Origin of the sequence: Nonomuraea sp. NPDC049480 (genome assembly GCF_044465905.1) — a bacterium.
GTDB lineage: Bacteria > Actinomycetota > Actinomycetes > Streptosporangiales > Streptosporangiaceae > Nonomuraea.
The window spans coordinates 706899-730509 of the sequence record NZ_JBITMD010000002.1 but is presented as its reverse complement, the minus strand read 5'-3'; the positions used below and the strand labels follow the sequence as shown (position 1 = coordinate 730509).

At 71.6% G+C, this 23611-nt stretch carries 20 protein-coding genes; 4 read left to right on the top strand and 16 right to left on the bottom strand.

Features of this window, described 5'->3' with window-relative positions; genetic code table 11:
* Positions 1-69: 69 nt before the first annotated feature.
* On the top strand, positions 70-321 hold the full coding sequence (locus ACIBX3_RS08750) for a hypothetical protein (protein WP_397114631.1): 252 nt from the start codon (positions 70-72) through the stop codon (positions 319-321).
* Between the two features lie 12 nt (positions 322-333).
* On the opposite strand, the gene ACIBX3_RS08745 is transcribed toward ACIBX3_RS08750, so the two are convergent.
* The 8 genes from ACIBX3_RS08745 to ACIBX3_RS08710 form a co-directional block, all read right to left on the bottom strand.
* Positions 334-1425 (bottom strand): DNA glycosylase AlkZ-like family protein, encoded by a 1092-nt coding sequence (locus ACIBX3_RS08745; RefSeq protein WP_397114629.1) that lies wholly within the window; start codon positions 1423-1425, stop codon positions 334-336.
* A gap of 131 nt (positions 1426-1556) precedes the next feature.
* Entirely contained in the window at positions 1557-3239 is a 1683-nt protein-coding gene (locus ACIBX3_RS08740; RefSeq protein WP_397114627.1) for an ABC transporter family substrate-binding protein, read from the bottom strand.
* An 18-nt stretch (positions 3240-3257) separates the two neighbouring features.
* On the bottom strand, positions 3258-5285 hold the full coding sequence (locus ACIBX3_RS08735; protein ID WP_397114625.1) for a dipeptide ABC transporter ATP-binding protein: 2028 nt from the start codon (positions 5283-5285) through the stop codon (positions 3258-3260).
* The gene (locus ACIBX3_RS08730) at positions 5282-6184 is read right to left on the bottom strand and encodes an ABC transporter permease (RefSeq protein WP_397114623.1); all 903 of its coding nucleotides are present in this window, start codon (positions 6182-6184) and stop codon (positions 5282-5284) included. Before ACIBX3_RS08730 ends, ACIBX3_RS08735 begins: the two co-directional genes overlap by 4 nt.
* The gene (locus ACIBX3_RS08725; protein WP_397115024.1) at positions 6184-7167 is read right to left on the bottom strand and encodes an ABC transporter permease; all 984 of its coding nucleotides are present in this window, start codon (positions 7165-7167) and stop codon (positions 6184-6186) included. The genes ACIBX3_RS08730 and ACIBX3_RS08725 overlap by 1 nt, the downstream gene beginning before the upstream one ends.
* Positions 7168-7245: 78 nt before the next feature.
* Entirely contained in the window at positions 7246-9594 is a 2349-nt protein-coding gene (locus ACIBX3_RS08720; RefSeq protein ID WP_397114621.1) for an AAA family ATPase, read from the bottom strand.
* A 64-nt stretch (positions 9595-9658) separates the two neighbouring features.
* Positions 9659-10555: a haloalkane dehalogenase gene (locus ACIBX3_RS08715; protein WP_397114619.1), complete on the bottom strand. Its 897-nt coding sequence runs from the start codon at positions 10553-10555 to the stop codon at positions 9659-9661.
* Between the two features lie 15 nt (positions 10556-10570).
* Positions 10571-12340 (bottom strand): hypothetical protein, encoded by a 1770-nt coding sequence (locus ACIBX3_RS08710; protein ID WP_397114617.1) that lies wholly within the window; start codon positions 12338-12340, stop codon positions 10571-10573.
* Positions 12341-12701: 361 nt separating this feature from the next.
* Here ACIBX3_RS08710 and ACIBX3_RS08705 point away from each other — a divergent pair, with 361 nt between their 5' ends.
* Both ACIBX3_RS08705 and ACIBX3_RS08700 read left to right on the top strand, forming a co-directional pair.
* Positions 12702-14231 carry an MFS transporter gene (locus ACIBX3_RS08705; protein ID WP_397114615.1) on the top strand — a complete coding sequence of 510 codons (1530 nt, stop codon included), beginning with the start codon at positions 12702-12704 and terminating at the stop codon, positions 14229-14231.
* Positions 14232-14266: 35 nt separating this feature from the next.
* Complete coding sequence (locus ACIBX3_RS08700) at positions 14267-14920, top strand: DoxX family membrane protein (protein ID WP_397114613.1); 654 nt, start codon at positions 14267-14269, stop codon at positions 14918-14920.
* Between the two features lie 153 nt (positions 14921-15073).
* Here ACIBX3_RS08700 and ACIBX3_RS08695 read toward each other — a convergent pair whose 3' ends face one another.
* Together ACIBX3_RS08695 and sthA are read right to left on the bottom strand one after the other, a co-directional pair.
* Positions 15074-15982, bottom strand: coding sequence for a DMT family transporter (locus ACIBX3_RS08695; protein WP_397114611.1), 909 nt, complete (start codon positions 15980-15982; stop codon positions 15074-15076).
* Between the two features lie 100 nt (positions 15983-16082).
* On the bottom strand, positions 16083-17495 hold the full coding sequence (gene sthA / locus ACIBX3_RS08690) for a Si-specific NAD(P)(+) transhydrogenase (RefSeq protein ID WP_397114609.1): 1413 nt from the start codon (positions 17493-17495) through the stop codon (positions 16083-16085).
* Between the two features lie 60 nt (positions 17496-17555).
* Here sthA and ACIBX3_RS08685 point away from each other — a divergent pair, with 60 nt between their 5' ends.
* Complete coding sequence (locus ACIBX3_RS08685) at positions 17556-18386, top strand: PhzF family phenazine biosynthesis protein (protein WP_397114607.1); 831 nt, start codon at positions 17556-17558, stop codon at positions 18384-18386.
* Here ACIBX3_RS08685 and ACIBX3_RS08680 read toward each other — a convergent pair.
* From ACIBX3_RS08680 to ACIBX3_RS08655, 6 genes are all read right to left on the bottom strand, one after another.
* Positions 18364-19218, bottom strand: coding sequence for a biotin-dependent carboxyltransferase family protein (locus tag ACIBX3_RS08680; protein ID WP_397114605.1), 855 nt, complete (start codon positions 19216-19218; stop codon positions 18364-18366). The two genes, ACIBX3_RS08685 and ACIBX3_RS08680, sit on opposite strands and share 23 nt — an antisense overlap.
* Before the next feature lie 122 nt (positions 19219-19340).
* Positions 19341-20051 carry an allophanate hydrolase subunit 1 gene (locus ACIBX3_RS08675; RefSeq protein WP_397115022.1) on the bottom strand — a complete coding sequence of 237 codons (711 nt, stop codon included), beginning with the start codon at positions 20049-20051 and terminating at the stop codon, positions 19341-19343.
* Positions 20052-20056: 5 nt separating this feature from the next.
* The gene (locus ACIBX3_RS08670) at positions 20057-20812 is read right to left on the bottom strand and encodes a LamB/YcsF family protein (protein WP_397114603.1); all 756 of its coding nucleotides are present in this window, start codon (positions 20810-20812) and stop codon (positions 20057-20059) included.
* A 23-nt stretch (positions 20813-20835) separates the two neighbouring features.
* Positions 20836-21606 carry a thioesterase family protein gene (locus ACIBX3_RS08665; RefSeq protein ID WP_397114601.1) on the bottom strand — a complete coding sequence of 257 codons (771 nt, stop codon included), beginning with the start codon at positions 21604-21606 and terminating at the stop codon, positions 20836-20838.
* 28 nt (positions 21607-21634) lie between these two features.
* A complete protein-coding gene (locus ACIBX3_RS08660) occupies positions 21635-23125 on the bottom strand; it encodes a hypothetical protein (protein ID WP_397115020.1) in 1491 nt (496 codons plus the stop codon).
* Between the two features lie 176 nt (positions 23126-23301).
* Positions 23302-23526, bottom strand: coding sequence for a hypothetical protein (locus ACIBX3_RS08655; RefSeq protein ID WP_397114599.1), 225 nt, complete (start codon positions 23524-23526; stop codon positions 23302-23304).
* Positions 23527-23611 lie beyond the last annotated feature (85 nt).

The following is a 23611-nucleotide window of genomic DNA, read 5'->3' as shown; positions in this document are numbered from 1 at the left end:
TTCCTTGGGGAAAGGGGACCATGAAACCGGGTATTCCCCGGGCGGACTCGACTGCAAAAGGGGATCACCATGGCTGTCTGCGAGACCTGCGGCAACGACTACGACATGGCGTTCGAGGTGCACGCGCAGGGCGCGGTGCACACCTTCGACTGCTTCCAGTGCGCGATCGAGGCCATGGCGCCCGTGTGCGAGCACTGCGGCACCAAGGTCATCGGGCACGGCGTCCAGGCCGGCGAGCATTGGTACTGCTGCGCGCACTGCGCCCGCGAGGAGGGCACTCAGGGCATCGTCGACCGCGTGATGGCGGGCACCTCCTCCTAAGGCGCCTCGGCGTCAGGGCAAGAGGGAACGGACGCGGGCGACGGCCTCGTCCAGCGGCCCCTGCGGCACCGGGGCGGCGAGGTCGAGGGCGATCTCGCCGTTCCTCGCCTCCCAGACGCCCGCCACCCGGCCCTCGTGGACGACCACGGGGGAGATCCACCCTGCCTGTCGGCTGACCTTGGGCTTGAGCGGCGGCGGGATGAGCGGGGCGAGCGTACGCGGGGCGGCCAGGATGTATTGGTCGAAGCCCGGCAGCAGGTGGACCTCGGCCGACGGGCGGGTGGTCGCGAGATCGTCCAGGTGCTCGGTCAGCGCCAGCAGGGTGAGCCCGTCATCGGTCTCGACCTCGGTCAGCTCGGGCGCCAGGTCGCGGAACCAGCCCTTCAGCACCGCCTTCCTGGCCACGCCGCCGAACAACCAGGCGTCGAACATCTCGGGCGTCGCCGGCCCGTGCGCGCCGAGGAAGGCCCGCGCCACGCGTACGCCCGCCTCTTCGTGCGGTGGCAGCCCGGCCGGCCAGCCGGGCACCCACGTGCGCGGGGCCGTGAACGTCACCATGCCCTCCCGGGGCGGGCCGTAACAGAGCTCGCCCAGGCGGCTCAGCGGCTTGAGCAGGGCGCCCCAGCCTGACGTGAGCGCCTCCCGCAGATGGGCGTTGCCGGTCACCGCCACCACGGCGTCGACCAGCTCCTCGCGGGTCAGCGGGTGCTCGCCGAGCGCCTGCGGGACCGCCTCGACGATCGCCGCGATCTCGGCGGCGGTGACTCCGTGGCCGCGCTGCCACGAACCCTTCTCCCAGAACCGTAACGTGGCCAGGGTGGCGCAGTATCCGGCCAGCTCGTCGGCGGGGACGAGGTGCAGGGTGCCGCGCATGATCCACGTCTTGACCAGCGTGCGGTCGGTCCACAGGGCGCGGACGATCTCGTCGGGGTCCGGCTTCGCGCTCCTGACCGCCACCGCCAGCTGCGCCGAGGAGGCGACCTGGGTCTGCACGCCGCACAGCCTGCGGGCCACGGTCACGGCGTCGGGCGCGTCGGCCCCGGTCACGAACTGCCTGCGCAGCCGCCACGCAAGGATCTGAGGCCAGGTCAGCTTGGTCGTCACCCGCCCATTACTACACCCCGCCTCCGACACTTTCCCCCGCCGCTCGGCCGCCCGCCTCCTGGGCTCAGGGCTCGGCCGGCCGGGCGTCCGGCTGCTCGGCCTCCTGCCGGCTCCGCCTGCTGTGCGGGCGGTCAGCGCATGAAGCCGATGTCCTCGTAGCGGAGGTCGTAGAAGCCGCGCGCCCCCACGTTCGCCAGCGTCGCCTTGGCCGCGACCATCTGCGGCCGCTGGTAGAGCGGCAACACGTTCACCTCCTCCCAGATCAGCTGATCGGCGGCGTTGGTGATCGCGCGCGCCCGGGCCGGGTCCAGGCTCTGCGCGGCCCGGCTCATCGCCTCGTCGATGGCCTTCGACCCGGTACGCCCGAAGTTCGCGTTCCACGTCTTCCCATCGGCCGAGTTCGCGTAGATCCCGTAACTGCTGGACACCGGGAACGGCGTGCCGATGTAGGCGAACGGCGTGATGTCGAAGTTCCCCGGAATCACGTAGTTGGTGAAGAAGTCATCGCTCGGCACCGCCTTGATCGTCAGCTTCACCCCGATCTGCGCGAGCATGCTCTGCGCCAGCTCCCCCTCCTGCTTGCTGAGCTGCACCCCGGACGGCACCACGAACCGCAGATCCAGCGTCTTGCCGTCCTTCTGCCTGACGGCCCCGTTCAGCTTCCATCCGGCCGCGTCCAGCAGCTGCCGCGCCCGCTGCGGGTTGTACGCCCCCAGGTTCCCGGCGTTGTCCTGGTAGCCCTCCTGCGTGTTCATGAAGAAGTGGTTGTTCAGCAGCGCGATCGGCCAGTCCAGCCCCTGCAGGTCGGACTGCGCGATGGCCTGGCGGTTGATGCCGAGCTGGATGGCCTGCCGCACGTTCCGGTCCCTGAGCAGCTCGCTCGACCCGTTGAAGGTGAAGTGCCGGAAGTCGGGACCGGCCGCCTGGCGTACCTGTGCCCCCGAGGTGGCCTTCGCGCGCGCGTAGCCGGGCGCGGACGGCCCCACGTCGATGATGTCCAGCTCGCCGTTGCTGAACGCGCCGATCAGCGAGTCCTGCTCCGACGCCCGATAAATGATCTTGTCGAGCTTGGCCCGCTCACCCCACCACGACTCGTCCCGCACGAGCGTGATCGTCTTGGCCGTCTGGTCGAACCCGCCGAACTTGAACGGCCCGGCCGTCACGGGGATCTTGTTCAGCCAGGAGGTGTTGAAGGCCTCGGGCGTCTGGTTCGTGGAGGCGGGCATCAGCGGCCCGAAGAGCGACTGCCAGTCGCCGAACGGCCGCGCGAACGTGACCACCACCTCGAAGTCGTCCTTCCCCCGCGCCACCTTCTCGATGTCCTGGTAACCCGTGGGGGAGGCGATGTGGTACCCGGAGTCCCGCCCGTTCAGCGCCTGCCACTGCGCCTGGTAGTCGGCCCAGGTGATCGGCTTGCCGTCGGACCAGCGGGCCTTCGGGTTCAGGGCGTACGTCACCACCTGCTTGGGCCGCTGCTCGGTGACCTTCGCCTCCAGCACGTAGTCGCGGTCGGGCGTGATCTCCGCCTTCTCGTCGGACAGGAACGGCGACGGCAGCAGCGCGTTGCTGACCACGGCCGCCATGGCAAGGTTGCCGTCGACGTGGTTGCGGTTCCACTGTGCGGGGAACTCGTTGATGCCCCAGCGCAGCGTGCCCCCGTCCCTGACCCTGTCGCGCGGCTGCGGGTTGATGTCGAAGGCCTTGATCGTACGGTCGTCCCCGGCGTTGTCGACCGGCCCTCCGCCGGTGCCCCCGCCGCAGCTCACCAGCGACAGCGACGCCGCTGCGGCCACGACGAGTCGTGCTGCTTTCATCGAGCCATTCCTCCTGGTCTATACGACTTCGCGCCTCTCGGCGTAGTGGCAGGCCGCGCCCTGGTCCTCGCCCAGCAGCCGCACGTCGGGCTCGACGTCGACGCAGAGCCTGCGTTCCTCGTCGGTGAGCTCGGCGCGGAACTTGGGGCACCTGGTGCGGAAACGGCAGCCCGTCGGAGGGTTGGCCGGGCTGGGCAGGTCGCCTTCGAGCAGGATGCGCCGCCGCGCGCGCTCGCGTGCCGGATCAGGCAGCGGGATCGCCGACAGCAGGGCCTGCGTGTACGGGTGCATCGGGGCGTCGTAGACGGCGTCCACCTGGCCGATCTCGGCGATCCTGCCGAGATACATCACCGCCACCCGGTCGGCGAGGTAGCGCACCACGGCCAGGTCGTGCGCCACGAACAGGTAGGACAGGCCGAGCCTGGCCTTCAGCGCGTCGAGCAGGTTGATCACGCCGGCCTGGATCGACACGTCGAGGGCCGAGACCGGCTCGTCCAGCACCAGCAGCCGCGGCTCCAGCGCGAGCGCCCTGGCGATGCCGATGCGCTGCCGCTGCCCTCCGGAGAAGTCCTGCGGGTAGCGGGCGGCGTGCGAGGCGTCGAGACCGACCAGGGACAGCAACTCGGCGACGCGCCGCCCGGGAGGCGACATCCTGGCCGAGCCGTGGGTGCGCAGCGGCTCGGCCAGGATGTCGTGCACTGTCATGCGCGGGTCGAGCGAGGCCATCGGGTCCTGGAAGACCACCTGCATGTCGCGCCTGATCTCGGTGCGCTCCCTGCGGCCGAGCCTGGCCGTGTCGCGGCCGAGCACGACGATGCTGCCCGCCTGCGGCGGGGCCAGCTCGAGGATCTGCGTCAGCGTGGTCGTCTTGCCGCTGCCGGACTCGCCGACCAGCCCGAGCGTCTCGCCCTGACGGATGTCGAAGCCCACCCCGGCCACCGCGTGCACGGTGCCGATGCGGCGCTTGAACACCGCCCCCCTCACCAGGGGATAGTCCTTGACCAGGCCGTGGACCTCCAGCACCGTGCGATCGCCACGCACCCGCAGCTCGCGCGGCCTGGCGGCCTCGTGCCTGCCCGGGCCGTGCGGGTGCACCTCGTCCCAGCGGATGCACGCCGCCCGGTGCCCTGCGCCCACCTCGAACAGCGGCGGCTCCCGCTCGTCGCACGCGTCGATCTTCATCGGGCAGCGCGGCGCGAACGGGCACCCCGGCGGCAGCGCCGCGGGCGCGGGCGGATTGCCCTCGATGGGCACGAGCGGCCGCCGGCCGTCCCGGTCCACGCGCGGGACGGAGCCCAGCAGGCCCACGGTGTACGGCATGCGCGGCCCGTAGTAGATGTCCTCCACGTCGCCCACCTCGACCGGGCGACCGGCGTACATGACCAGCACCCGGTCGGCGAACCCGGCCACCACCCCGAGGTCGTGCGTGATCAGGATGATCGCCGCGCCGGTCTTGCGCTGCGCCTTCTTGAGCACCTCCAGCACCTGCGCCTGGATGGTGACGTCGAGCGCCGTGGTCGGCTCGTCACAGATGATCACGTCGGGGTCGTTGGCGATGGCCATCGCGATCACCACGCGCTGCCGCATGCCGCCGGAGAACTCGTGCGGAAACGCCAGCGCCCGTTCGGCCGGACGCGGGATGCCGACGAGCTCCAGCAGCTCGATGGCCTTGACCAGGGCCGTCTCCTTGCTGACTCGCTGGTGCACGCGTACGGCCTCGGCGATCTGGTCGCCCACCCGGTAGACGGGTGTGAGCGCCGACAGCGGGTCCTGGAACACCATCGAGATGGTCTTGCCGCGGAACGCGGTCAGCTCCCGCTCCGGAGCCCCGATCAGCTCCTTGCCGTGCAGCCGCACCGACCCGGTGACGCGCGCCCCGGGCGGCAGCAGCCCCATGACGGCGGCCGAGGTGACGGACTTGCCGGAGCCGGACTCGCCGACGATGCCCAGGACCTCGCCGGAGCGTACGGCGTAGCCGACCCCGCGGACGGCGGGCACATCGCCGAACGTCACGGTGAGGTCGCTGACCTCCAGCACCGGGGTCATCGACGCGCCGCCGGATCGAACGCGTCACGCAATGCGTCGCCGACCAGGTTGACCGCGAGCACCGTGACGACCAGCAGCCCGGCCACGAACCAGAACGTCCACGGCGCGTACGTGGCCGTCTTGGAGCCGTCGGCGATGAGCGTCCCGAACGACACGTCGGGCGGCTGGATGCCGAACCCGAAATACGACAGCGAGGTCTCGGTGAGTATCGCGCCGCTGACGTTGAGCGTGGCATCCACGATCAGCAGCGACGACAGGTTGGGGATCACGTGGCGGAAGATGATCCGCGCCGGCGGCACCCCCATGTAGCGGGCGGCGTGGATGAACTCCCGCTCCTTCAGTGAGATCGTCATCCCCCGGATGACCTTCGAGGTCACCATCCACAGGAACAGCGCCAGCATGATCACGAACAGCGGCCAGCGACCGGCGCCGAACAACGGCGACATGATCGCCAGGATGAGGAACCCGGGCAGCACGAGCAGCAGGTCGGCCGCCCACATCAGCGCCCGGTCGGTCCACCCCAGGAAGTAGCCGGCGAACGCGCCGGCCACGGCCGCCAGCGCCGTGGACACCAGGGCCGCGAGCAGGCCCACGACCAGCGACTTCTGCATCCCGCGCAGCGTGAGCGCATAGACGTCGGCACCTGTCTGGAGCGTTCCAAAGGGGTGCGAAAGTGACGGCGGCTGCAGGAACGCCGTGAAGTCCTTGTCCGTGTAGGACCACCGGCTGAACAGCGGCCCGACGAACGCCAGCAGGAACATCAGCGCCAGCACCGCGAACCCGATCCGCCCCTGCGGGGAGCGGAAGAACCGCCCGAAGACCACCCGCGCCCGCGACGGGGCCTTGGCCATGACACCGTCGGACAACTCCTCGGCCAGTTCTTCCTCGGACAGCGTCATCAGGCCCGCACCCTCGGGTCGAGCGCCGCGTGCAGCAGGTCGGCGGCGACGGAGGCGCACAGCACCGCGACGGCCGCCAGGAAGGAGATGGCCGCGACGGTGTTGACGTCGTTGGTGGAGATCGAGTTGATCAGCTGCTCGCCCAGCCCGTGCCAGCCGAAGATCTTCTCCGTGAACGTGGCACCCGTCAGCAGCGCCCCGAAGACGAACGCGAAATAGGTCGCCATCGGGATCAGCGCGGTCCGCAACGCGTGCTTGACGAGCGCCTTTCGCCTGCTCAGGCCCTTGGCCATGGCGGTGCGCAGGAAATCGGCGCCCAGCACGTCGAGCATCATGTTGCGCTGGTAGCGGCTGAAGACCGCGATCAGCCCGATCGACAACGAGATCGTCGGCAGGATGAGGTGCTGCAGCCGGTCCACCGCCTGGCCCCAGAATCCGGCGGTGAGGCCGTCGCTGTATTCGCCGCTGACCAGGAACACCTGGCGGCCGAAGACGTTCTCGTTGGCCCAGGTGGCGAGCAGGATCAGCATGTTGGCCAGCACGACCACCGGCGTCGCGAGCGCCACGAACGACAGTCCGGTCGAGAGCCGGTCGAACCAGCCGTACTGCCTGACGGCCGCGAGCGCCCCGGCGAGCACCCCGAGCAGGCTCCCGCACACCATCCCCAGCACGACCAGCCGGAACGTGACGCCCATGCGACGCTTGAGATCATCGTTGACCGGGGCTCCCGTGACCGACTTGCCGAAATCGCCGCGCAGCACGCCCGCCGCCCAGGTGGCGTAGCGCTGCAGCAGCGGCGTCCTGTCGTTGAGGTTGAGCGCGGCGAGCTGGGCGTCGACCACGGCGGGCGGCGGCTTGGGCGTGCGGTCGGCGTAGTTGGAGCGCGGGTCGAGGGCCGTGGCCGCCAGCAAGTAGGCGAGACTGGCGGCCACCACGACGAGCACGGCGTGGCCGAGCAGCCTGCGGACCAGGAACCCGGCCATCGCCCCCCCTTCGACGAGCACGGCATGCAATCATATAGCTACACCATGTGAGCATCCCGGTGCACGCAGCCGGAGAAGTCAGCGGCCGGAAAGTTCGTCCACGGCCGCGGCGACGTCCTCGCTGGTGATCGTGGTCAGGTCCGCCGAGCTGGCGGATCCGCCGCGCGAGGCGTGAGCGGCCAGCCGCACGTCGCGGCGCATGGCGGCGCGCTCGAACAGCGACCTGGCGAAGCGGCCGTTGCCGAGCCCGTCGATCAGCCGCTCCTCGCACACCCAGGCGAACACCTCGTCGAGGTTGCGCAGCGCGTCCTCGTCGAACGTGTCGCCGGACCGCTCCGCGAGCAGCACCGCGATCTCGGTCAGCTCGCGCGGCGAGTAGCTGGGGAAGGCCACGCGCTGGTTGAACCGGCTGGCCAGGCCGGGGTTGGTGGCCAGGAACGCGTCCATCTCGCGCTGGTAGCCGGCCAGCACGATGACCAGCCGGTCGCGGTCGTCCTCGGCCCGCTTGAGCAGGGCCTGCACGGCCTCGGCGCCGAACGCGTCGCCGCCCTGGTAGCCGGGGTTGACCAGGCTGTAGGCCTCGTCGATGAACAGCACGCCGCCGAGCGCCCGGTCGACCAGCTCGTTGGTCTTGATCGCGGTCGCGCCGAGGTGCTGGCCCACGAGGTCGGCCCGGTGCGCCTCGACCACGTCGGGCCGGGCCAGCAGGCCGAGCGCGGCGAAGATCCGGCCGAGCACCCTGGCGACCGTGGTCTTGCCGGTGCCGGGCGGGCCGGCGAACACGAAGTGCCGCATCTGCGGCGGCGTGGGCAGGCCGCGCTCCTGCCGCATCCGCGCCACCTGGAGCTGGGCGGCGATCGCGTGCACCTGCCGCTTGACCGGCGCCAGGCCCGCCATCCTGTCGAGGTCGGCCAGCGCCTCCTCCAGCGTGGGCGTGGCGACGTAGCCGCGGAAGCGCGCGGTCAGCTCATCGAACGCCTTGGTCACGTCGGGCGTCGTGGTGGTCACGAGGTCCTGGGTGGTCGGCGTGCCGCCGGCGCCCACCACGCGCACGTCGCGGGCCTGCGCGGCGGCCTCGACCAGGCTGCGCGCGAACCTGGCGTTGCCCAGCTCGTCGACCAGGCCGCGCCGGTGCACGTTGTCGTAGAGGCCGAGGAGCGCCTGCCGGGTCTCCGGCTCCATCCTGTCGCCCCTGCGCCGCTGGAGCAGATCGGTGACCTCGACCAGTTCGGCGGGGGAGTAGCCGGGAAAGCGCACCCGCGTGGCGAACCTGCTGGCCAGGCCCGGGTTGCTGGACAGGAACGAGCCCATCTCCTGCTCGTAACCGGCCAGGATGATGATCAGCCGGTCGCGGTCGTCCTCGGCCCGCTTGAGCAGGGTCTGCACGGCCTCGGCGCCGAACCGGTCGGGCTGGCCGTCGCCGGAGTTGATCAGCCCGTACGCCTCGTCGATGAACAGCACGCCGCCGAGCGCCCGGTCGACCAGCTCGTTGGTCTTGATCGCGGTCGCGCCCAGGAACTCGCCCACCAGGTCGGCCCGCTGCGCCTCGACCACGTAGGGCGTCTCCAGCAGGCCGAACGCGTAGAAGATCTTGGCGAGCGCGCGGGCCACGCTGGTCTTGCCGGTGCCCGGCGGGCCGGCGAACACGAAGTGCCGGGTGGGCCGCTCGGTGGTGTAGCCGGCCTCGGCCCGCAGCCTGGACGCCTCGATGGAGGCGGCGATCGAGCGCACCTGCTCCTTGACCGGCGCCAGGCCGACCATGCTCTCCAGCTCGGCGAGCGCCTCCTCGACGGAGATCTGCGGCGGCGCGCCGCCCCTGTCGTGCGGCGACTCCGGCCTGCCTTCGCGCACCCTGACCCGGACCTGCTCCTCGACCGCGGCGCTCTCCGCCTTGGCGCGGCGCGCGAGCATGAAGCGGTGGACGAGCACGGAGAGCGCGGCCGCGTACGCGCCCCAGAGTGAGACGTTGGGGGATATCGGCGACAGCGCCGCGCCCAGCATGCCGGCGGGCACGAGCGCCGCCAGCGTGGTCACCCACGGCGTCACCCAGCGGATGAGGTGCGCGGCGGCCGCGACGAGCACGGCCAGCCCGATCATCAGGTGCACGGCCGTGGAGCCGGGTGGGTAGAGCGCAGAGAACATGTACAACGCCACCACGGCCCAGCCCACGACCACCAGCGTTGAGGCGGCGGCGCGGGGGAAACGCATGGTCAGCGCGATGAACGCGAGCGCCAGGAGCACGAGGGGGAAGGTCTTGAGCAGGTCCCAGCCGAGCGCCGCGCCGATCCCCATGGTGGCGACGAGCACGACCACGTACAGCACGCGGCGCACGGCCGGGGGAATCTGGAAATAACGCTCTCGCACCTGCTCGAACAGATCCCGCGCTGCGGCCCGCCCCGCGGCCTGGGCCCTGCCGGACTCACGCATCACGCCTCCCCGGTCCGCCCCCGGTTATACCGCACCGGACCGACTGTTGGGCGGTCCTGACACGCTAGGTGGAGGTCACGAAAGCGGCGATCTGACGCCCGAGTTCTGCGCCCGCGTCCTCCTGGAGGAAGTGCCCGGCGCCCTTGATCACGGGATGTGCCAGGCCGGATGTGCCTGCCATCGTTTTGAGCAGAATGGGCGCCATACCCCCAGCGATCGGATCGCCGTCGGAGAACGCCACCAGGAAGGGCCGGTCGAGCGTCGTGAGAATCTCCCAGGCGGCCCGGTTGGCGGGCGCGGCGGGATCGTCGGGGCTGATCGGCACGAGCCCCGGCATGGCGCGTGGGCCCGCTTTGTACGACTCGTCGGGGAACGGCGCGTCGTAAGCCGCCCGCACTTCCGGAGAAAGCTCGCTCTTGCACCCTGCTTGCACCAATCTGGCGATATCCAGCACTGGTGCCTTCAGTACCGCTTCTTTGAACCGATGCCACACGTCGGGCATGGGAATGTCACCCGTGGGCAAGCCCGTGTTGGCCGCGACGATCCTGGCGACGCGCTCCGGGTGCTCGGCCGCGATCCGCAGCCCGATCAGCCCACCCCAGTCCTGGCCGACCATGGTCATGCGCCTCAGCCGCAGCGCATCGAGCACCAGGGCGCGGGTCCACTCGACGTGCCGGGCATAGGTGTGGTCGCCGATCTCGGGGGGCTTGTCGGAGCGGCCGAACCCGATGAGGTCGGGCGCGATCGCGCGCAGGCCGGCCGCGGCCAGCTCGGGGATGACGTGGCGGTAGAGGAACGACCAGCTCGGCTCGCCGTGCAGCAGCACGACCGGCTCGCCGTCGGTGGGCCCGGCCTCCACGTACGCCATGCGCAGACCGTCGCCCACGTCGGCGTACCGCGGCTCGTAGGGGAAGCCGGGCAGACCGTCGAAACACTCCTCAGGAGTGCGGAGGATCCTCATAGAACAAAACTCTAGTCACCGCCGCTGGTGCCGCCCAGGGAATTCGCCGACAAGCACTTGCTTGGGAGTCACGCGCAGGACGTCCGAGTCGGCCAGCGCGATGCCCCGCACCTCCACCCAGAACCGCCGCTGCAGCGGATCGGCCGCGAACACCGCCACCCGGGGGTCGGCCTCGATCGCCTCCCACGCCTCCGTCTCCGCGATCAGCCGCAGCTCGCCGGTGGAGGTGACGGACGCGGCCGCGCCCACGACCCTGGGCCCCAGGTCGTCGCCGTAGGACAGGACGATGCTGCGGGCGTACGAGAAGGTCTGGCGCACCTCCGCGGGCAGCGCGACGGAGGGCGCGGCTCCCATCGGCAGGTCGCACATGACCAGGGAGGCGCGCCACGGCCCCGGACCGCCCCGCCACCAGGCCCGCAGCGCCCGCGCCGCGAACGCGGCCATCGCCGCGCCGAGCGCGCCGATCCCGATCCGCCATGCCCACGCCGGGTCCGGTCCGATCCGCCCCGCCCATGCGGTCCCCAGCAGCCCGCCCGCCGCGCAGGCGACGGCGGACAACACGACGAGTGCCGTCGCGGCGAGCAGCAGCGAGTCGTCGCGGTAACGGGCGCGCAGATAGCCGCGCACCATCGGGTACGGCACCGCCAGCGCCGCCACGGCGGCCCTCGGCTCCACCGCCAGCGCCCCGCCCACCAGCGGCACCAGCACCGACCATGTCCGGATGAGGACGATCCAGAGCGTGACGCCGGCATTCCGCCTGGCAGTGCGGTCGACGCCGGCCAGGCGCGACCGCTCCAGCGCCGGCAGCGGGCGGCCACGCCACGCCTCCGCAAGCGCGCGCACGGCCGCCAGCGCCGGCCAGCCCAGCACGACGATGCCCGCCAGCCCCGCCCACACCGGGTCGAACGACGACGGCAGCGCGGGCATGACTCCCAGCAACAACCACGCGGAGAACGCGAGCACCGACACCGCCGCCGACACGACGGCCACGCCCAGCCAGGGATCCTTGACGAACATCGCCGGCACGTACGACCAGACCCGCACCCGCCGCGCCTGCCGCACCGCGAGCGGCGCCAGCAGGATGAGCACCGCGAACCCGCCCACCTGCGCCTGGACGCCCCAGTCGAAGAAGAGCGCCGACACCGCGACGGCGACCGTGGTGACGGCGACCAGCAGCCGGGACTGCCGCGACCACACCTCGAGCGCCCGCCTGGCCCGGCCGGTGTCGCGCGGGTCCACCGGCCAGGCCGGGTCGTGATGCGGGCGCCGCCGTTCCCAGCGCAGCAGCGCGAGGGCGAGGTTCGCCCCGGCCTGCGGATGGCCGGGATCGGCGGCGAGCGCGGCCCGGTAGGCGGACTCGGCGCCGGCGTGGTCGCCGCGCAACAGCGCCAGGTCACCCAGCATGACCTCGGGATCGGCCTCCTCGGGCGCGAACCTCCTGGCCAGCTCGGCGTGTTCGACGGCCTCCCGCCAGCGGCCCGGCGTCCGGCGCAGGATCGCGGCCAGCCGCAGGCGGGCCTGCCAGGAGCCGCGGGCCAGCTCCACCGCCCGCTCTGCCGGTGGCACCGCGTCGGCGTCGCGCCCCAGGCGCTCGTGGGCGAGGCTCATGAGCCGGTAGGCCCACTCCGCCCCCGGATCCAGATCCGCGGCCCGGCGCGCGGCGTCCAGGGCGGACTCGGGGCGGCCGGCGTTGAGCCTGGTCAGGGCCTCGTCACACCACTCACGTGAGGACCTGTCGGGAATGTTGCCTTTTCTGCCACTTTCATCGGTCCCCACGGGATCCATGATCGGCTGAGGGGCGAATGTTGGATAGATACCGACATATGGCTGTATCTCTCTAGAGAGGTAGGGGCAACTCTCTGCCGATGCCGCGCCCGTCCGGCAAGCCGGACGGGCCGTGGCTGAGAGCCGGGCCTGACTCCGCAATCGATCGGTCCAGAGAAACAACCAGAGTTCTACGGGCAACCACGGGCTCGCATAGCGGGCGCCAACAACGGTTCATGTACCCTAGGCTGCTACGCAAGCCGGAGCGTGCGAGCCGGGGCGCCAGAGCTCGGAAGGAGCGGCGCCCAGCCCCGGTTCGTGAGCTGCCGACGCCTAAGAGCACGTGCGGGCCCTGTCAACGGATCGGCCTGCAAGGAGGCCCATGACCGTCACACAGGCCGCACCCCTCGTACGGACTGCCGGCCGCCGGCCCGAGGACCACCGCTGGTCCATTCTCGTGCTGCTCTGCCTGAGCCTGCTGCTGATCACCGTCGACGCCACGGTGCTGCACATCGCGGTGCCCGCGCTCACGGCCGCGCTGGAGCCCTCCGCGGTGCAACTGCTGTGGATCATCGACATCTACTCGCTGGTGGTCGCGCCGCTGCTGATCATGTTCGGCACGCTCGGCGACAGGTACGGGCGCAAACGGCTGGTCCTGTGCGGCTTCGTGCTGTTCGGCGTGGCCTCGGCCGCAGCCGCGTTCGCCCCGTCGCCCCTGACGCTGATCCTGGCCAGGGCGCTCCTCGGCGTCGGCGGCGCCATGATCATGCCGGCCACGCTCTCGCTCATCCGCCAGGTGTTCACCGACCGGCGCGAGCGGGCCATCGCGCTCGGCGTCTGGAGCGCGGTCGCGGCGGCCGGGGCGGCGGTCGGGCCGCTCGTCGGCGGCGTGCTCGTCGGCATTTGGTGGGGCTCGGTCTTCCTGATCAACGTGCCGATCCTGCTCGTGCTGCTGCCGGCCGCCGTACGCCTGCTGCCCGAGTCGGCCGTGCGCAAGGGACTGCCCTGGGACGCGCCCAGCGCGGTGCTGTCGGTGCTCGGGATCCTGGCGCTGGCGTTCGGGCTGAAGGAGGCGGGCTCGGGCAGCCTCATGCCGCTGTGGGCGTCCGTGCTGGTGTTCCTGGCCGGGCTCGCCCTGCTGATCGTGTTCGTACGGCGGCAGACCCGGCTGCGCGTGCCGCTGCTGGAGATCGGGCTGTTCCGGCGGCGCGAGTTCACCACCGGCGTCGTCGGCGTGCTGCTCGGCGTGTTCGCGCTGGTGGGGCTGCAGCTCATGCTCGCCCAATACCTGCAGCTCGTGCTCGGCGACAGCCCGCTGCACGCCGCGGTCAGGATGTTGCCCCTCGTGCTGTCTGCCATCGGCGGCGGGCTCGCCGCGGCCCACATCCTGCCGCGGATCGGCATGCGCGCCACGATGAGCGGCGGACTCGGGCTCGTCGCCCTCGCCCTGACCCCCACGCTGGGCTGGGGCGTGGAGAGGCACCCCGTGATGCTCGCGATCTGCTTCGTCGGCATCGGGTTCGGGGTGCAGGTGGCGCTGCTGGCCGCCTCCGACACGATCATGACGTCGGCCTCGGAGTCGCAGGCCGGCGGCGCCGCGGCCATCGAGGAGACCGCGTACGAGCTGGGCGCCGGCCTGGGCGTGGCCGTGCTCGGCACGATCACCGCCATCGTCTACGCCCCCGGCCTGCCGGCCGTCCACGGAGTCTCCGAGGCCGGCATGGACAAGGCCAGGCAGTCGCTCGCCGCGGCCGCGCACGTCGCGCACGAGGTCGGCGGCAGCGCGGGCGGCGCGTTGCTCGACGCCGCCCGGTGGGCTTTCGTCAACGCCCTGCACACGACCGTGGTCGTGAGCGTCGTTCTGCTGAGCCTGACCGCCGTCGCGGTGGCCATGCTGCTCAGCCGTGATTGAGGTGTGCCATGTCCCCGTTAGGGCAGACAATTACCGTGAAACAGGTCCTTCGTGATCTTGCCGCTTTAGTCGCCCGCGTCGGAGTGGGCGGCATTTTCTTCGCCAACGGCTGGACCAAGCTGGAAAACGGTCTGATCAACACCGGGGCGAAATTTCTCGAGCAGGGCGCGCCCGCGCCCCAAGCCTGGGCCACGGTCACAATGCTCTCCGAACTCATCGGCGGCGCGCTCCTGATCGCCGGCCTGGCGGTGTCCATCACCGGGCTCATCCTGTTCGCCGAGGCCCTGGCGGTGTTCCTGGTCGCGACGCCGCTCAACCCGATCACCACGAACGAGTTGATCCTCCTGGGAGCCGCGTCGCTCCTGCTCGCCGTGGTGGGGGCCGGGCGGGTGTCGGTGGATCACATGGTGGTGATCCGGCGGAGGGAGTCGGAGGCGGCGAGCGAGTTCGCCGCCGACTCCGAGGCGGACCGCGTCATCGCCTCCCTGCGCGAGCCGGACACGCCTGCCGAGGCGCCGGAGGAGACTCCTCCTCCGGTCTCACCGACGGAGGACACGGCCCCGCACCCCAGGCCACGCGCCCAGGCCGCCGAGTCCAAACGTGCCGACGACCCGATACCGGCGCCCGGCGACACGCTGGTGGCGGGCCGCAAGAAGCCCCCACCTCGAGGCCGCCGCCCAACCGACTGAGCGGCCACGTAGGAGCGGCCGCTCAACCCGGCACGGCCACGAACACGCCCCTGGCCCGCCGCACCCACCGCCGCATCCACCGCCGCATCCGGCGCAGGAGCCGCCATCTGACCCGGGCCCCGGGCCGGACACCGGGGCTCCAGGCGATGGATGTCAGGCGGCCGGGACCGTGGCGCGTTCGCGGGTGCGGGTCAGGACGCCCTGGGTCAGGGCGATGGCCACGAGGATGACGAGCGCGCCCACCGGCTGGTTCCAGCTGATCGTCTCGCCCAGCACCACCACGCCGGACGCCGCCGCGAACACCGGCAACAGGTACGTCACCGTCGAGGTCGTCGTCACCCCCGCCTGCACCTGCACCCAGTACAACAACAGGTACGCCAGCCCCGTCCCCAGCCCGCCCAGCGCCGCGAGGCTCCACCACACGCCGGCGGGCGCCCCCATGTCCACCAGCGGCACCCCCGCCACCAAGGTCACCACGGCGAGCTGGACGGTCCCGGCGACCAGTTGCCCGGCCGCCAGCACCACAGCCGGCTCCGGACGCCGCCCCGTGATGAACCGCCCCATGTACGCGCCCCCCACCCCGTAACACAGCGCCGCCCCGAAGCAGGCCAGGCTCCCGCCCAGCTGCCCGCCGTCCAGCGGCTGCCACACCCCGAGCACCACCATCACCCCGGCGAACCCCAGCCCCAGGCCGGCCATCCGGCCGGGCGTCACCCGCTCGGCCCGCAGCGCGAGCGCGAAGGCCAGCGTGCACAGCGGCGTCGTGGCGTTCCAGATCGCGGCCACCACGGACGAGACGTACTGCTCGCCGTACGCGAAGAGCGTGAAGGGAAGCGTGGTGAGCACGACGGACGCGATGAAGAAGTGCCCCCAGAGCCGCGGATCGCGGGGGAGCGGCCGCCGGGAGATCACGAGCACGAGGAGCAGGACGGCGGCCCCGATGGCCATCCGCCCGAACGACACCTGCAGCGGATGCAGCGCCCCCACCGCGACCTTGATGAAGAAGAAGCTGTTGCCCCAGATGGCCGCCAGGACCAGGAACCCCGGCAGCCACCTCCCCATGGCCTTGCTCCGCGCGCGCCTCCCGTTGATGAACCCCGGAGGAGCGTAGCGACCGGAACGTCTAGGCACGTAGGTAAATATTCCTATCTTGGGTGGCCGGTCACATTCCCGCCGTAAGCCGGGCGACCACCCGCATCTTGTTCATCGCGTCAAGGGCCGCCACCTTGTACGACTCCGCCAGCGTCGGATAGTTGAACACCGCGTTGACCAGGTAGTCCACCGTCCCGCCGCATCCCATGACGGTCTGCCCGATGTGCACCAGCTCGGTCGCGCCCGTGCCGAACACGTGCACGCCGAGCAGCCGCCGGTCCTCGGAGGAGACCAGCAGCTTGAGCATGCCGTACGAGTCGCCGATGATCTGCCCCCTGGCCAGCTCCCGGTAGCGCGAGATGCCGACTTCGAACGGGATCTTGTCGCGGGTCAGTTCGTCCTCCGACTTCCCGACGAAGCTGATCTCCGGGATCGTGTAGATGCCGATGGGCGGCAGGTCGACCAGCTCCTCGACCGGCTCGCCGCACGCGTGCTGGGCGGCCAGCCGCCCCTGCTCCATCGAGGTCGCCGCCAGCGCGGGGAAGCCGATCACGTCGCCCACCGCGTAGATGTGCGGGACGGAGGTGGCGTAGTTCTCGTCCACCTTGATCCGGCCCCGCGCGTCGGCGGCCAGGCCGGCGGCCTCCAGGCACAGCTCGGTGGTCTTGCCCTGACGGCCCGCCGAGTACATGACGCAGTCGGCGGGGATCTTCTTGCCACTCTCCAGCAGGGTCAGCGCGCCGCCCGGGCGGCGCGCGACGGCCGCGACGTTCTCGCCGAACCTGAAGGTGACGGCCAGGTCGCGCAGGTGGTATTTCAGCGCCTCGACGATCTCCAGGTCGCAGAACTCCAGCATGCGCTCGCGCCGTTCCACCACTGTCACCTTGGTGCCGAGGGCGGCGAACATGGAGGCGTACTCGATGCCGATGACCCCGGCCCCCACCACGACGAGCGTCTCGGGCACCCTGTCCAGGTGCAGGATCGCGTCGGAGTCGATGACCGTCCTGTCGTCGAACTCGACGCTGTCCGGGCGGGCGGGCGAGGTGCCGGTGGCGATCACGACCTTCTCGGCGGTGACCTTCTTCTCTTCCTTCTCGTCGTCGCCCGTGATCCCGATCGTGTGCGGGTCCAGGAAGCGGCCCGTGCCGTGGAGCACGGTGACGTGATTGCGGGCGAGCTGGCTGCGGATGACCTGGATCTCCCGGCCGATGACGTGCTGCGTGCGCATGCCCAGATCGGCGACCGTGATCTCCTCCTTGACCCGGTAGCTGGCGCCGTACAGCTCGCGCTGGTTGAGTCCTGTGAGGTAAAGGACCGCCTCCCGCAGGGTTTTGGACGGGATCGTTCCCGTGTTGATGCACACGCCGCCGATCATGTGCCGTTTCTCGACTATCGCGACGCGCTTGCCGAGTTTCGCCGCCGCGATCGCGGCCTTCTGCCCACCAGGTCCGGAACCCAGGACCACAACATCAAAGTCCGCCACACCGTACAGTCTGGGGGCGGCATGTCAACGGCGAAAGACCTGTCTGGGAGACTCCGGCATATGATGCGCGCTTTCACCCAGGTTGACGTGTTCACCGACGTCCCTTACCGCGGCAACGCGCTCGCCGTCGTGGTGGACGGTGAAGGGCTGAACACGGAGGAGATGCAGCGGTTCGCCGCCTGGACGAACCTGTCCGAAACCACCTTCCTGCTGCCACCGGGCACGCCGGAGGCCGACTACCGGGTGCGGATCTTCACCCCGAGCACGGAGCTGCCCTTCGCCGGGCATCCGACGCTGGGCTCCTGCCACGCCTGGCTGGAGGCCGGGGGAGTGCCGCTCCGGGAGGGCGAGATCGTCCAGGAGTGCGGCGCCGGGCTGGTGCGGGTGCGCAGGGCCGACGGGTCGCTGGCCTTCCAGGCGCCGCCGCTGGTGCGTTCGGGGCCGGTGGACGAGCCGCTGGTGGCGCGCATCGCCGAAGCGCTCGGGATCGGGCGCGGCGACATCGTGGACGTCGAGTGGGCCGACAACGGGCCCGGGTGGGTGGCGGTGCTGCTCGCCGACGCCGACGCGGTGCTCGCGCTGCGTCCGGGCACGGTCCCGTGCGGCGTGGGCGTGGCCGGGCCGTACCCGGAGGGCGCCGAGTGCGCGTACGAGGTGCGGGCGTTCTTCACGCTGCAGGGAGCGACGGCCGAGGACCCGGTGACGGGCAGCCTGAACGCCTCCCTGGCCCAGTGGCTGCTGCGCACGGGCCGGGCGAAGGCCCCTTACGTGGCGAGCCAGGGCACCGCGCTGGGGCGCTCCGGGCGGGTCCACCTCTCCGCCGACGCCGAGGGGGACGTCTGGGTGGGCGGCTCGGTCGTCACCTGCGTCACCGGCCGCGTCGAACTGTGAACCGCACCTCGTCGCCCGGCCTGAGCTGGGCGACGACCGCCAGGTCCGCGGCCCGCACGACGCCGATCACCGGGTAGCCGCCGGTCGGCGGGTGGTCGGCGAGGAACACGATCGGCTGCCCGCTCGGCGGCACCTGGACCGCCCCGGCGACCATGCCCTCGCTCGGCAGCTCGCCCTCCTTGGCCCGGGCCAGCTCGGGTCCGCTCAGGCGCACGCCCACGCGGTTGCTGTCCTGGCTCACGGTGTACGGGGCCGCGCACATCGCCTCCATCGCCTCGTGGACGAACCAGTCGTCGCGCGGCCCCGGCAGCACCCGCAGCACGGCGGGCCGCGGCTCCGGCGGCGGCGCCAGGTCCACCGCGATCACGCCCTCCGGCCGCCCCACCGGCAGCACCGCGCCGGCCCGCAACGGCTCGGGCCCCAGCCCCGACAGCGAGTCGGTGGACCTGCTGCCGAGCACCGGTTCGGCCGCGATCCCGCCACGCACCGCCAGGTACGTGCGCAGCCCCCGCTCGGGCGCCCCCAGCGACAGCTCCGCCCCCTCGGGAACCCAGAACGGCACCCCCATGCCCGCCCCCCGGACCGGCCCCGCGGTCAACGGCGCGCCCGCCAGCGCCACCCACGCCCCCGCCAGGAACCGCAGCCGCGCCATCCCGAACGTGAACTCGATCCCCGCCAGCCCTTCGGCGTTCCCCACCAGCCTGTTGGCCAGCCGCAGGCTTCCGGCGTCCGCAGCGCCCGACCGGGGCACGCCCAGATGGGCGTATCCGGGCCGGCCCAGATCCTGGACGGTCGCGTACGGGCCTGGGGCGAGCACCTCGATCGCGCTCATGGCCTCACTCCGTCCGGCGGGTTCGGTCGCCCGGATGCCGCCGTCTTCCCCCGTCGCTCTGGTCGCTTCGCTCCCGACGCTCCTCCTCCAGACCGCGGCGCTCCCTCACCGTGTTCATGGCCTCACTCCGTTCGGCGGGTTCGGTCGCCCGGATGCCGCCGTCTTCCCCCGTCGCTCTGGTCGCTTCGCTCCCGACGCTCCTCCTCCAGACGGCGGCGCTCCCTCACCGGCTCGAACCGTACGCGCATGCCGGGCCGGAACAGCGACGGCGGGTCGGCCGCCGCGTCCCACACCCGTGCGGACGTGCGCCCGATCAGCCGCCACCCGCCGGGCGAGGCGGTCGGATAGACCGCGGAGTACGGCCCGGCGATCGCCACGGAGCCGGCGGGCACCGAGGTCCGCGGCGTGTTCAGCCGGGGCGTCTCCAGCACCGGATCCAGCCCGGTCAGATAGGCGAACCCCGGCGCGAACCCCAGCCAGCCCACCACCAGCTCGCGCCCCGCATGCCGGGCGATCACCTCGTCCGCGGAGATCCCCGCCAACGCCGCCACGGAATCGAGATCCGCCCCGTCATAGACCACGGGAATCGTGACCACCGCCGCCTCCTCGGCCGGCGCGCGGGCGGCGGTCCTGGCACGCTCCCGGCCGACGACCTCTTCCAGAAGCGCCCGCAGCCGCCCCTGGTCCGCCCCCGGAGCCACCACGAGGACCGTCTCCGGCCCCGGCACGATCTCCACGACCCCCTCCGGCCGGTCGCCCCGCAGCGCCGCGTCCACCCGGTGCGACAACTCCAGCGAGCCCGTCTCCACGAGCAGTCCGTGCTCGCCGGCCATCCGGATCACGCGAACGCCTGCAGGACCACTCCCGCCGCCAGCAACGCGTCCCGCACCCCCTGAGCCAGCCGGACGGCGTCAGGCGTGTCTCCGTGGACGCAGATGGAACGGGCGGAAATCGGTACGGGACTCCCGTCCACGGCCGTCACAGAGCCTTCCACGGCCATCTGGAGGGCACGGTCGGCCACCGCGACCGGGTCATGGAGCACGGCCCCGGGCTCCCGGCGCGGGACGAGCGTCCCGGCAGGCGTGTACGCCCGGTCGGCGAACGCCTCGTTCACGGTCGGCACGCCCTCGGCCGCCGCCACCTTGTGCACGACCGAGCCCGGCAACGTGAGCACCGGCAGCGCGGGATCGTAGTCGGCCACCGCGTCGATCACGGCCGCGGCCTGGACCTCGTCGCGGCAGATCCGGTTGTAGAGCGCGCCGTGCGGCTTGACGTACGACACCCGGCCGCCCATCGCCCTGGCGATGCCGTCCACGGCCGCGAGCTGGTAGAGCACTTCCGCGCACAGCTCCTCCGGCTCGACGTCCATCTCCCTGCGGCCGAAGTGGGCCAGGTCGCGGTAGGACACCTGCGCCCCGATCGCGACGCCCCGGTCGACGGCCGCCGCGCAGGTGCGCCTGATCGTCACGGGGTCGCCCGCGTGGAAGCCGCAGGCCACGTTGGCGCTCGTGACGATGTCGAGCAGGGCGAGGTCGTCGCCGAGGCGCCAGATGCCGAAGCCCTCACCCAGGTCCGCGTTGAGGTCGATCACCATGGCACCATCATGGCAACTCCCCGTCATCTTGGCGCGATGAACAGCGTCTGAGTCGCCGTGCCCACCTGGCCGATCTCGTCGTACAGGGTGGAGCGGGTCAGTCCACGGCCGGACGGGCCGATGACGGTCTCGGCGTCCAGGCAGATCCACTCGCTCTCGGGGGCGCGGAACAGCGAGATCGTCAGGTCCACGTTCACGAACACGTGTGTGGCGAAGTCGACGGCGAAGCTGACGCCGTTGCCGCTGTCGGCGAACACCGCCAGGCGCTCCAGCGGGGTCATCTCCTCGCCCTCGACCAGCGGGATCGTGAGCCGCCCCCACACCGTGGCGGGGCCGATCTCCATGGGCCCGCCGGTCACGAAGCGCCAGTCGAGCGCCTTGCCGTACCCGAAGCCCGAGCCCAGCCAGGAGCGCGCCTGCTCCGCCGAGGGCGGCGGCACGGGGGCGGGCGGGCCGGGGACCGGCGTCGCGGGCGTGGCGGCCTCGCGGATGCGCCAGGCGCTCGCCCTGGCGTACTCGCGGCCGCCGGACGACACGCTCGCCGTGAGGCACTGCACCCGCTTGCCGTCGCGGGCCACGTCGGTCTCGATTTCCAGCTCGGCCACCGGCACCGGCGCGAACACGTCGACCACGAGCCTGGACGGTTCCAGCCCCGGCCGCGGTGCGGTGCGGGCCAGCTCGTGGACGATCAGGGCGGTGACCGGACCCATGTGCTGGGTGGCCGGGTCCCAGGGGCCCTGGGTGTGCTCCGACGCCAGGTAACGGCCTTCCGCCAGCCGCGTGTACATCGACATAGAAGGAAATTCTAGAACGGCCTTGTGGTCAGATCTCGTCGGGGATGTCGGCGATGTCGTCGAGGGCGGCGGCCAGCTCGTCGGGATCGCCGCCGATCCGCTCGGCGATCTCGATGAGCACGTGGAGCACGTCGTGCCGGTCGTGGCCGAGATCCAGGAGGCGCTGCGCGGCCTCCCAGAGCTGCGGCGGATCGCCCTCCCACAGCCGGGTGGCGATCTCCTCGTGCCAGGCCAGGTGCTCCTGGTCGATCGCGCCGCCGTGGTCGATCTCGAGCAACGTGCGCCGGTCGGCCTCGTCGGCCGGGTTGAGCCGGTCGAGCTCGATCCCGTTGTGCGTGCCCTGCAGATAGGGGAACGCGAAGACCCGCCTGGCCAGCGCCGACAGGTCGCCGTCCGGCAGCAGCCGCTCCAGGAGGGAGCGGTCCAGCCCGAACGACGTCGGGTCACGGTACGCCTCGGGGAACTTGCCGATCGCCTCCCACACCGCGTCCAGCGTGGCCTTGAGCCCCTGCTCGGGAAGCCCCGTGCGGTGCGCGGCGAAGCGTACCCACGCCGACAGCACGTGCGGCATCGCCTCCTGCTCGGCCACGCTCAGCATCACCTTGCGCGGCAGCCAGTCGAGCAGGAACGTCTCGCACTTGGTCGGGCTGACCCGCATCGGCCGGTTGAAGTCCTGCTCGCAGCCGTAGTCGATGATGTGGTCGGCGCACCGCGAGGCCGCCGACGGGTCGGACAGGTGCTCGGCCGCGTCCGAGGCCAGGAACTCCGCCGCCAGCATGGCCCGCCGCTCGCGGCTGTAGGGGGCCTCGATGTGCAGCGGGGCCGGGCGCTTGCGGCCCGGCGGCAGCGCCTTGATCCGGGCGCGGGCGAAGGCGTGGTAGGCGCTGTAGCTGTCGCTGACCGGAGGCGGGGTCTTGGGCTCCCCGGTGGCCTTCATCGCCGACTCCAGCAGCGCCCTGGCCTGCTCGGGCTGGATCTCCTCGAACAGCAGCATCGGGTTGCCCGACGCCTCGGCCCTGGCCTGCTCCAGCAGCTTGTCGACCTCCGACGAGACCCACGCGTCGCGCGCCATGCCGCTCATGTTGTAGTCGACGACCATGACCAGCGCGTGCCGGTCCATCGCCTCGGATGCCTCGTTCCAGCGGTAGGCGAAGGTGCAGATCACCGTGTCCTGATCGCCGTAGGCGTCGCGGGAGACGTAGCAGCCGGCCGGCTTGACGGCGCCCACCTTGTCGGCCCAGCCGGGCCTGGCCACCCCCGACTCCATCATCGCCAGCGCCGCGCCCTCGGCCTTGGCGCCCTGGCGGGCCGTGCCCAGATAGGCCAGGCAGATCAGCAGCGTCAGGGAGGCCGGCGTGCCGGTCTTGGCGGCGTAGTCGACGAGCCCTTCACCGAGCACCTGCTCCACGTCGCCGCCTCTGACCCGCCTGCCCCACCAGGCACCGATCATGTCGGAGACCATCAGCTCCGCGTCGAGAGGGCTGCGTACGGCCAGCAACTCGCGAGCCGCCTGCACCATCTCCTGGAACACGTCGTCTGGCGGGGTGCTCTCCCGGGGATCTCGTCGGTGTCGGCGCACGCCCTCACTCTCTCGTATTCCAGGCGCAAACGGTGAAGAGAACTCGGCCTGGTAACCCCGATGTTATCGGGGAAATTGCCGGAGCCGCGCTATCGGACGCTTCGCGCGCCGCGCGGCTAGCGAGCGCCGCGCGGCGGCGGCGCCGAGTTGACGATCGCGAGCAGGTGCTCCCGCGCGATCCGTTCCACGATCTCGGGCGTCGCGGAGACGCCCAGATGCTGCGCACACGCGCACACGTCCGCCACGCAGCGGTCGATCGTGTCCACGGGTACGGTCAGGAACTCTTCGGCCAGCCTGAGACTGACCGGCTCCCGCAGGAACCGTGTGGCCAGAGCGAGCATAGATGTGAGATTCCTCTGGAGACCCAGGGGCAAACCCCCAGGAATGTCTGCAGGGCGACTTGCGCTCTCATTTCACCTTTTCTCG

Excerpts from the sequence above, each read along its gene's own strand:
- ACIBX3_RS08710 (WP_397114617.1), bottom strand. The coding sequence starts at position 12,340 with ATGGATCCCGTGGGGACCGATGAAAGTGGCAGAAAAGGCAACATTCCC.
- ACIBX3_RS08730 (WP_397114623.1), bottom strand. The coding sequence starts at position 6,184 with ATGACGCTGTCCGAGGAAGAACTGGCCGAGGAGTTGTCCGACGGTGTC.
- ACIBX3_RS08685 (WP_397114607.1), top strand. The coding sequence starts at position 17,556 with ATGATGCGCGCTTTCACCCAGGTTGACGTGTTCACCGACGTCCCTTAC.
- ACIBX3_RS08660 (WP_397115020.1), bottom strand. The coding sequence starts at position 23,125 with ATGGTGCAGGCGGCTCGCGAGTTGCTGGCCGTACGCAGCCCTCTCGAC.
- ACIBX3_RS08655 (WP_397114599.1), bottom strand. The coding sequence starts at position 23,526 with ATGCTCGCTCTGGCCACACGGTTCCTGCGGGAGCCGGTCAGTCTCAGG.
- ACIBX3_RS08735 (WP_397114625.1), bottom strand. The coding sequence starts at position 5,285 with ATGACCCCGGTGCTGGAGGTCAGCGACCTCACCGTGACGTTCGGCGAT.
- ACIBX3_RS08740 (WP_397114627.1), bottom strand. The coding sequence starts at position 3,239 with ATGAAAGCAGCACGACTCGTCGTGGCCGCAGCGGCGTCGCTGTCGCTG.
- ACIBX3_RS08695 (WP_397114611.1), bottom strand. The coding sequence starts at position 15,982 with ATGGGGAGGTGGCTGCCGGGGTTCCTGGTCCTGGCGGCCATCTGGGGC.
- ACIBX3_RS08720 (WP_397114621.1), bottom strand. The coding sequence starts at position 9,594 with ATGCGTGAGTCCGGCAGGGCCCAGGCCGCGGGGCGGGCCGCAGCGCGG.
- ACIBX3_RS08665 (WP_397114601.1), bottom strand. The coding sequence starts at position 21,606 with ATGTCGATGTACACGCGGCTGGCGGAAGGCCGTTACCTGGCGTCGGAG.
- ACIBX3_RS08680 (WP_397114605.1), bottom strand. The coding sequence starts at position 19,218 with ATGAGCGCGATCGAGGTGCTCGCCCCAGGCCCGTACGCGACCGTCCAG.
- ACIBX3_RS08750 (WP_397114631.1), top strand. The coding sequence starts at position 70 with ATGGCTGTCTGCGAGACCTGCGGCAACGACTACGACATGGCGTTCGAG.
- ACIBX3_RS08725 (WP_397115024.1), bottom strand. The coding sequence starts at position 7,167 with ATGGCCGGGTTCCTGGTCCGCAGGCTGCTCGGCCACGCCGTGCTCGTC.
- ACIBX3_RS08715 (WP_397114619.1), bottom strand. The coding sequence starts at position 10,555 with ATGAGGATCCTCCGCACTCCTGAGGAGTGTTTCGACGGTCTGCCCGGC.
- ACIBX3_RS08670 (WP_397114603.1), bottom strand. The coding sequence starts at position 20,812 with ATGGTGATCGACCTCAACGCGGACCTGGGTGAGGGCTTCGGCATCTGG.
- ACIBX3_RS08705 (WP_397114615.1), top strand. The coding sequence starts at position 12,702 with ATGACCGTCACACAGGCCGCACCCCTCGTACGGACTGCCGGCCGCCGG.
- ACIBX3_RS08675 (WP_397115022.1), bottom strand. The coding sequence starts at position 20,051 with ATGGCCGGCGAGCACGGACTGCTCGTGGAGACGGGCTCGCTGGAGTTG.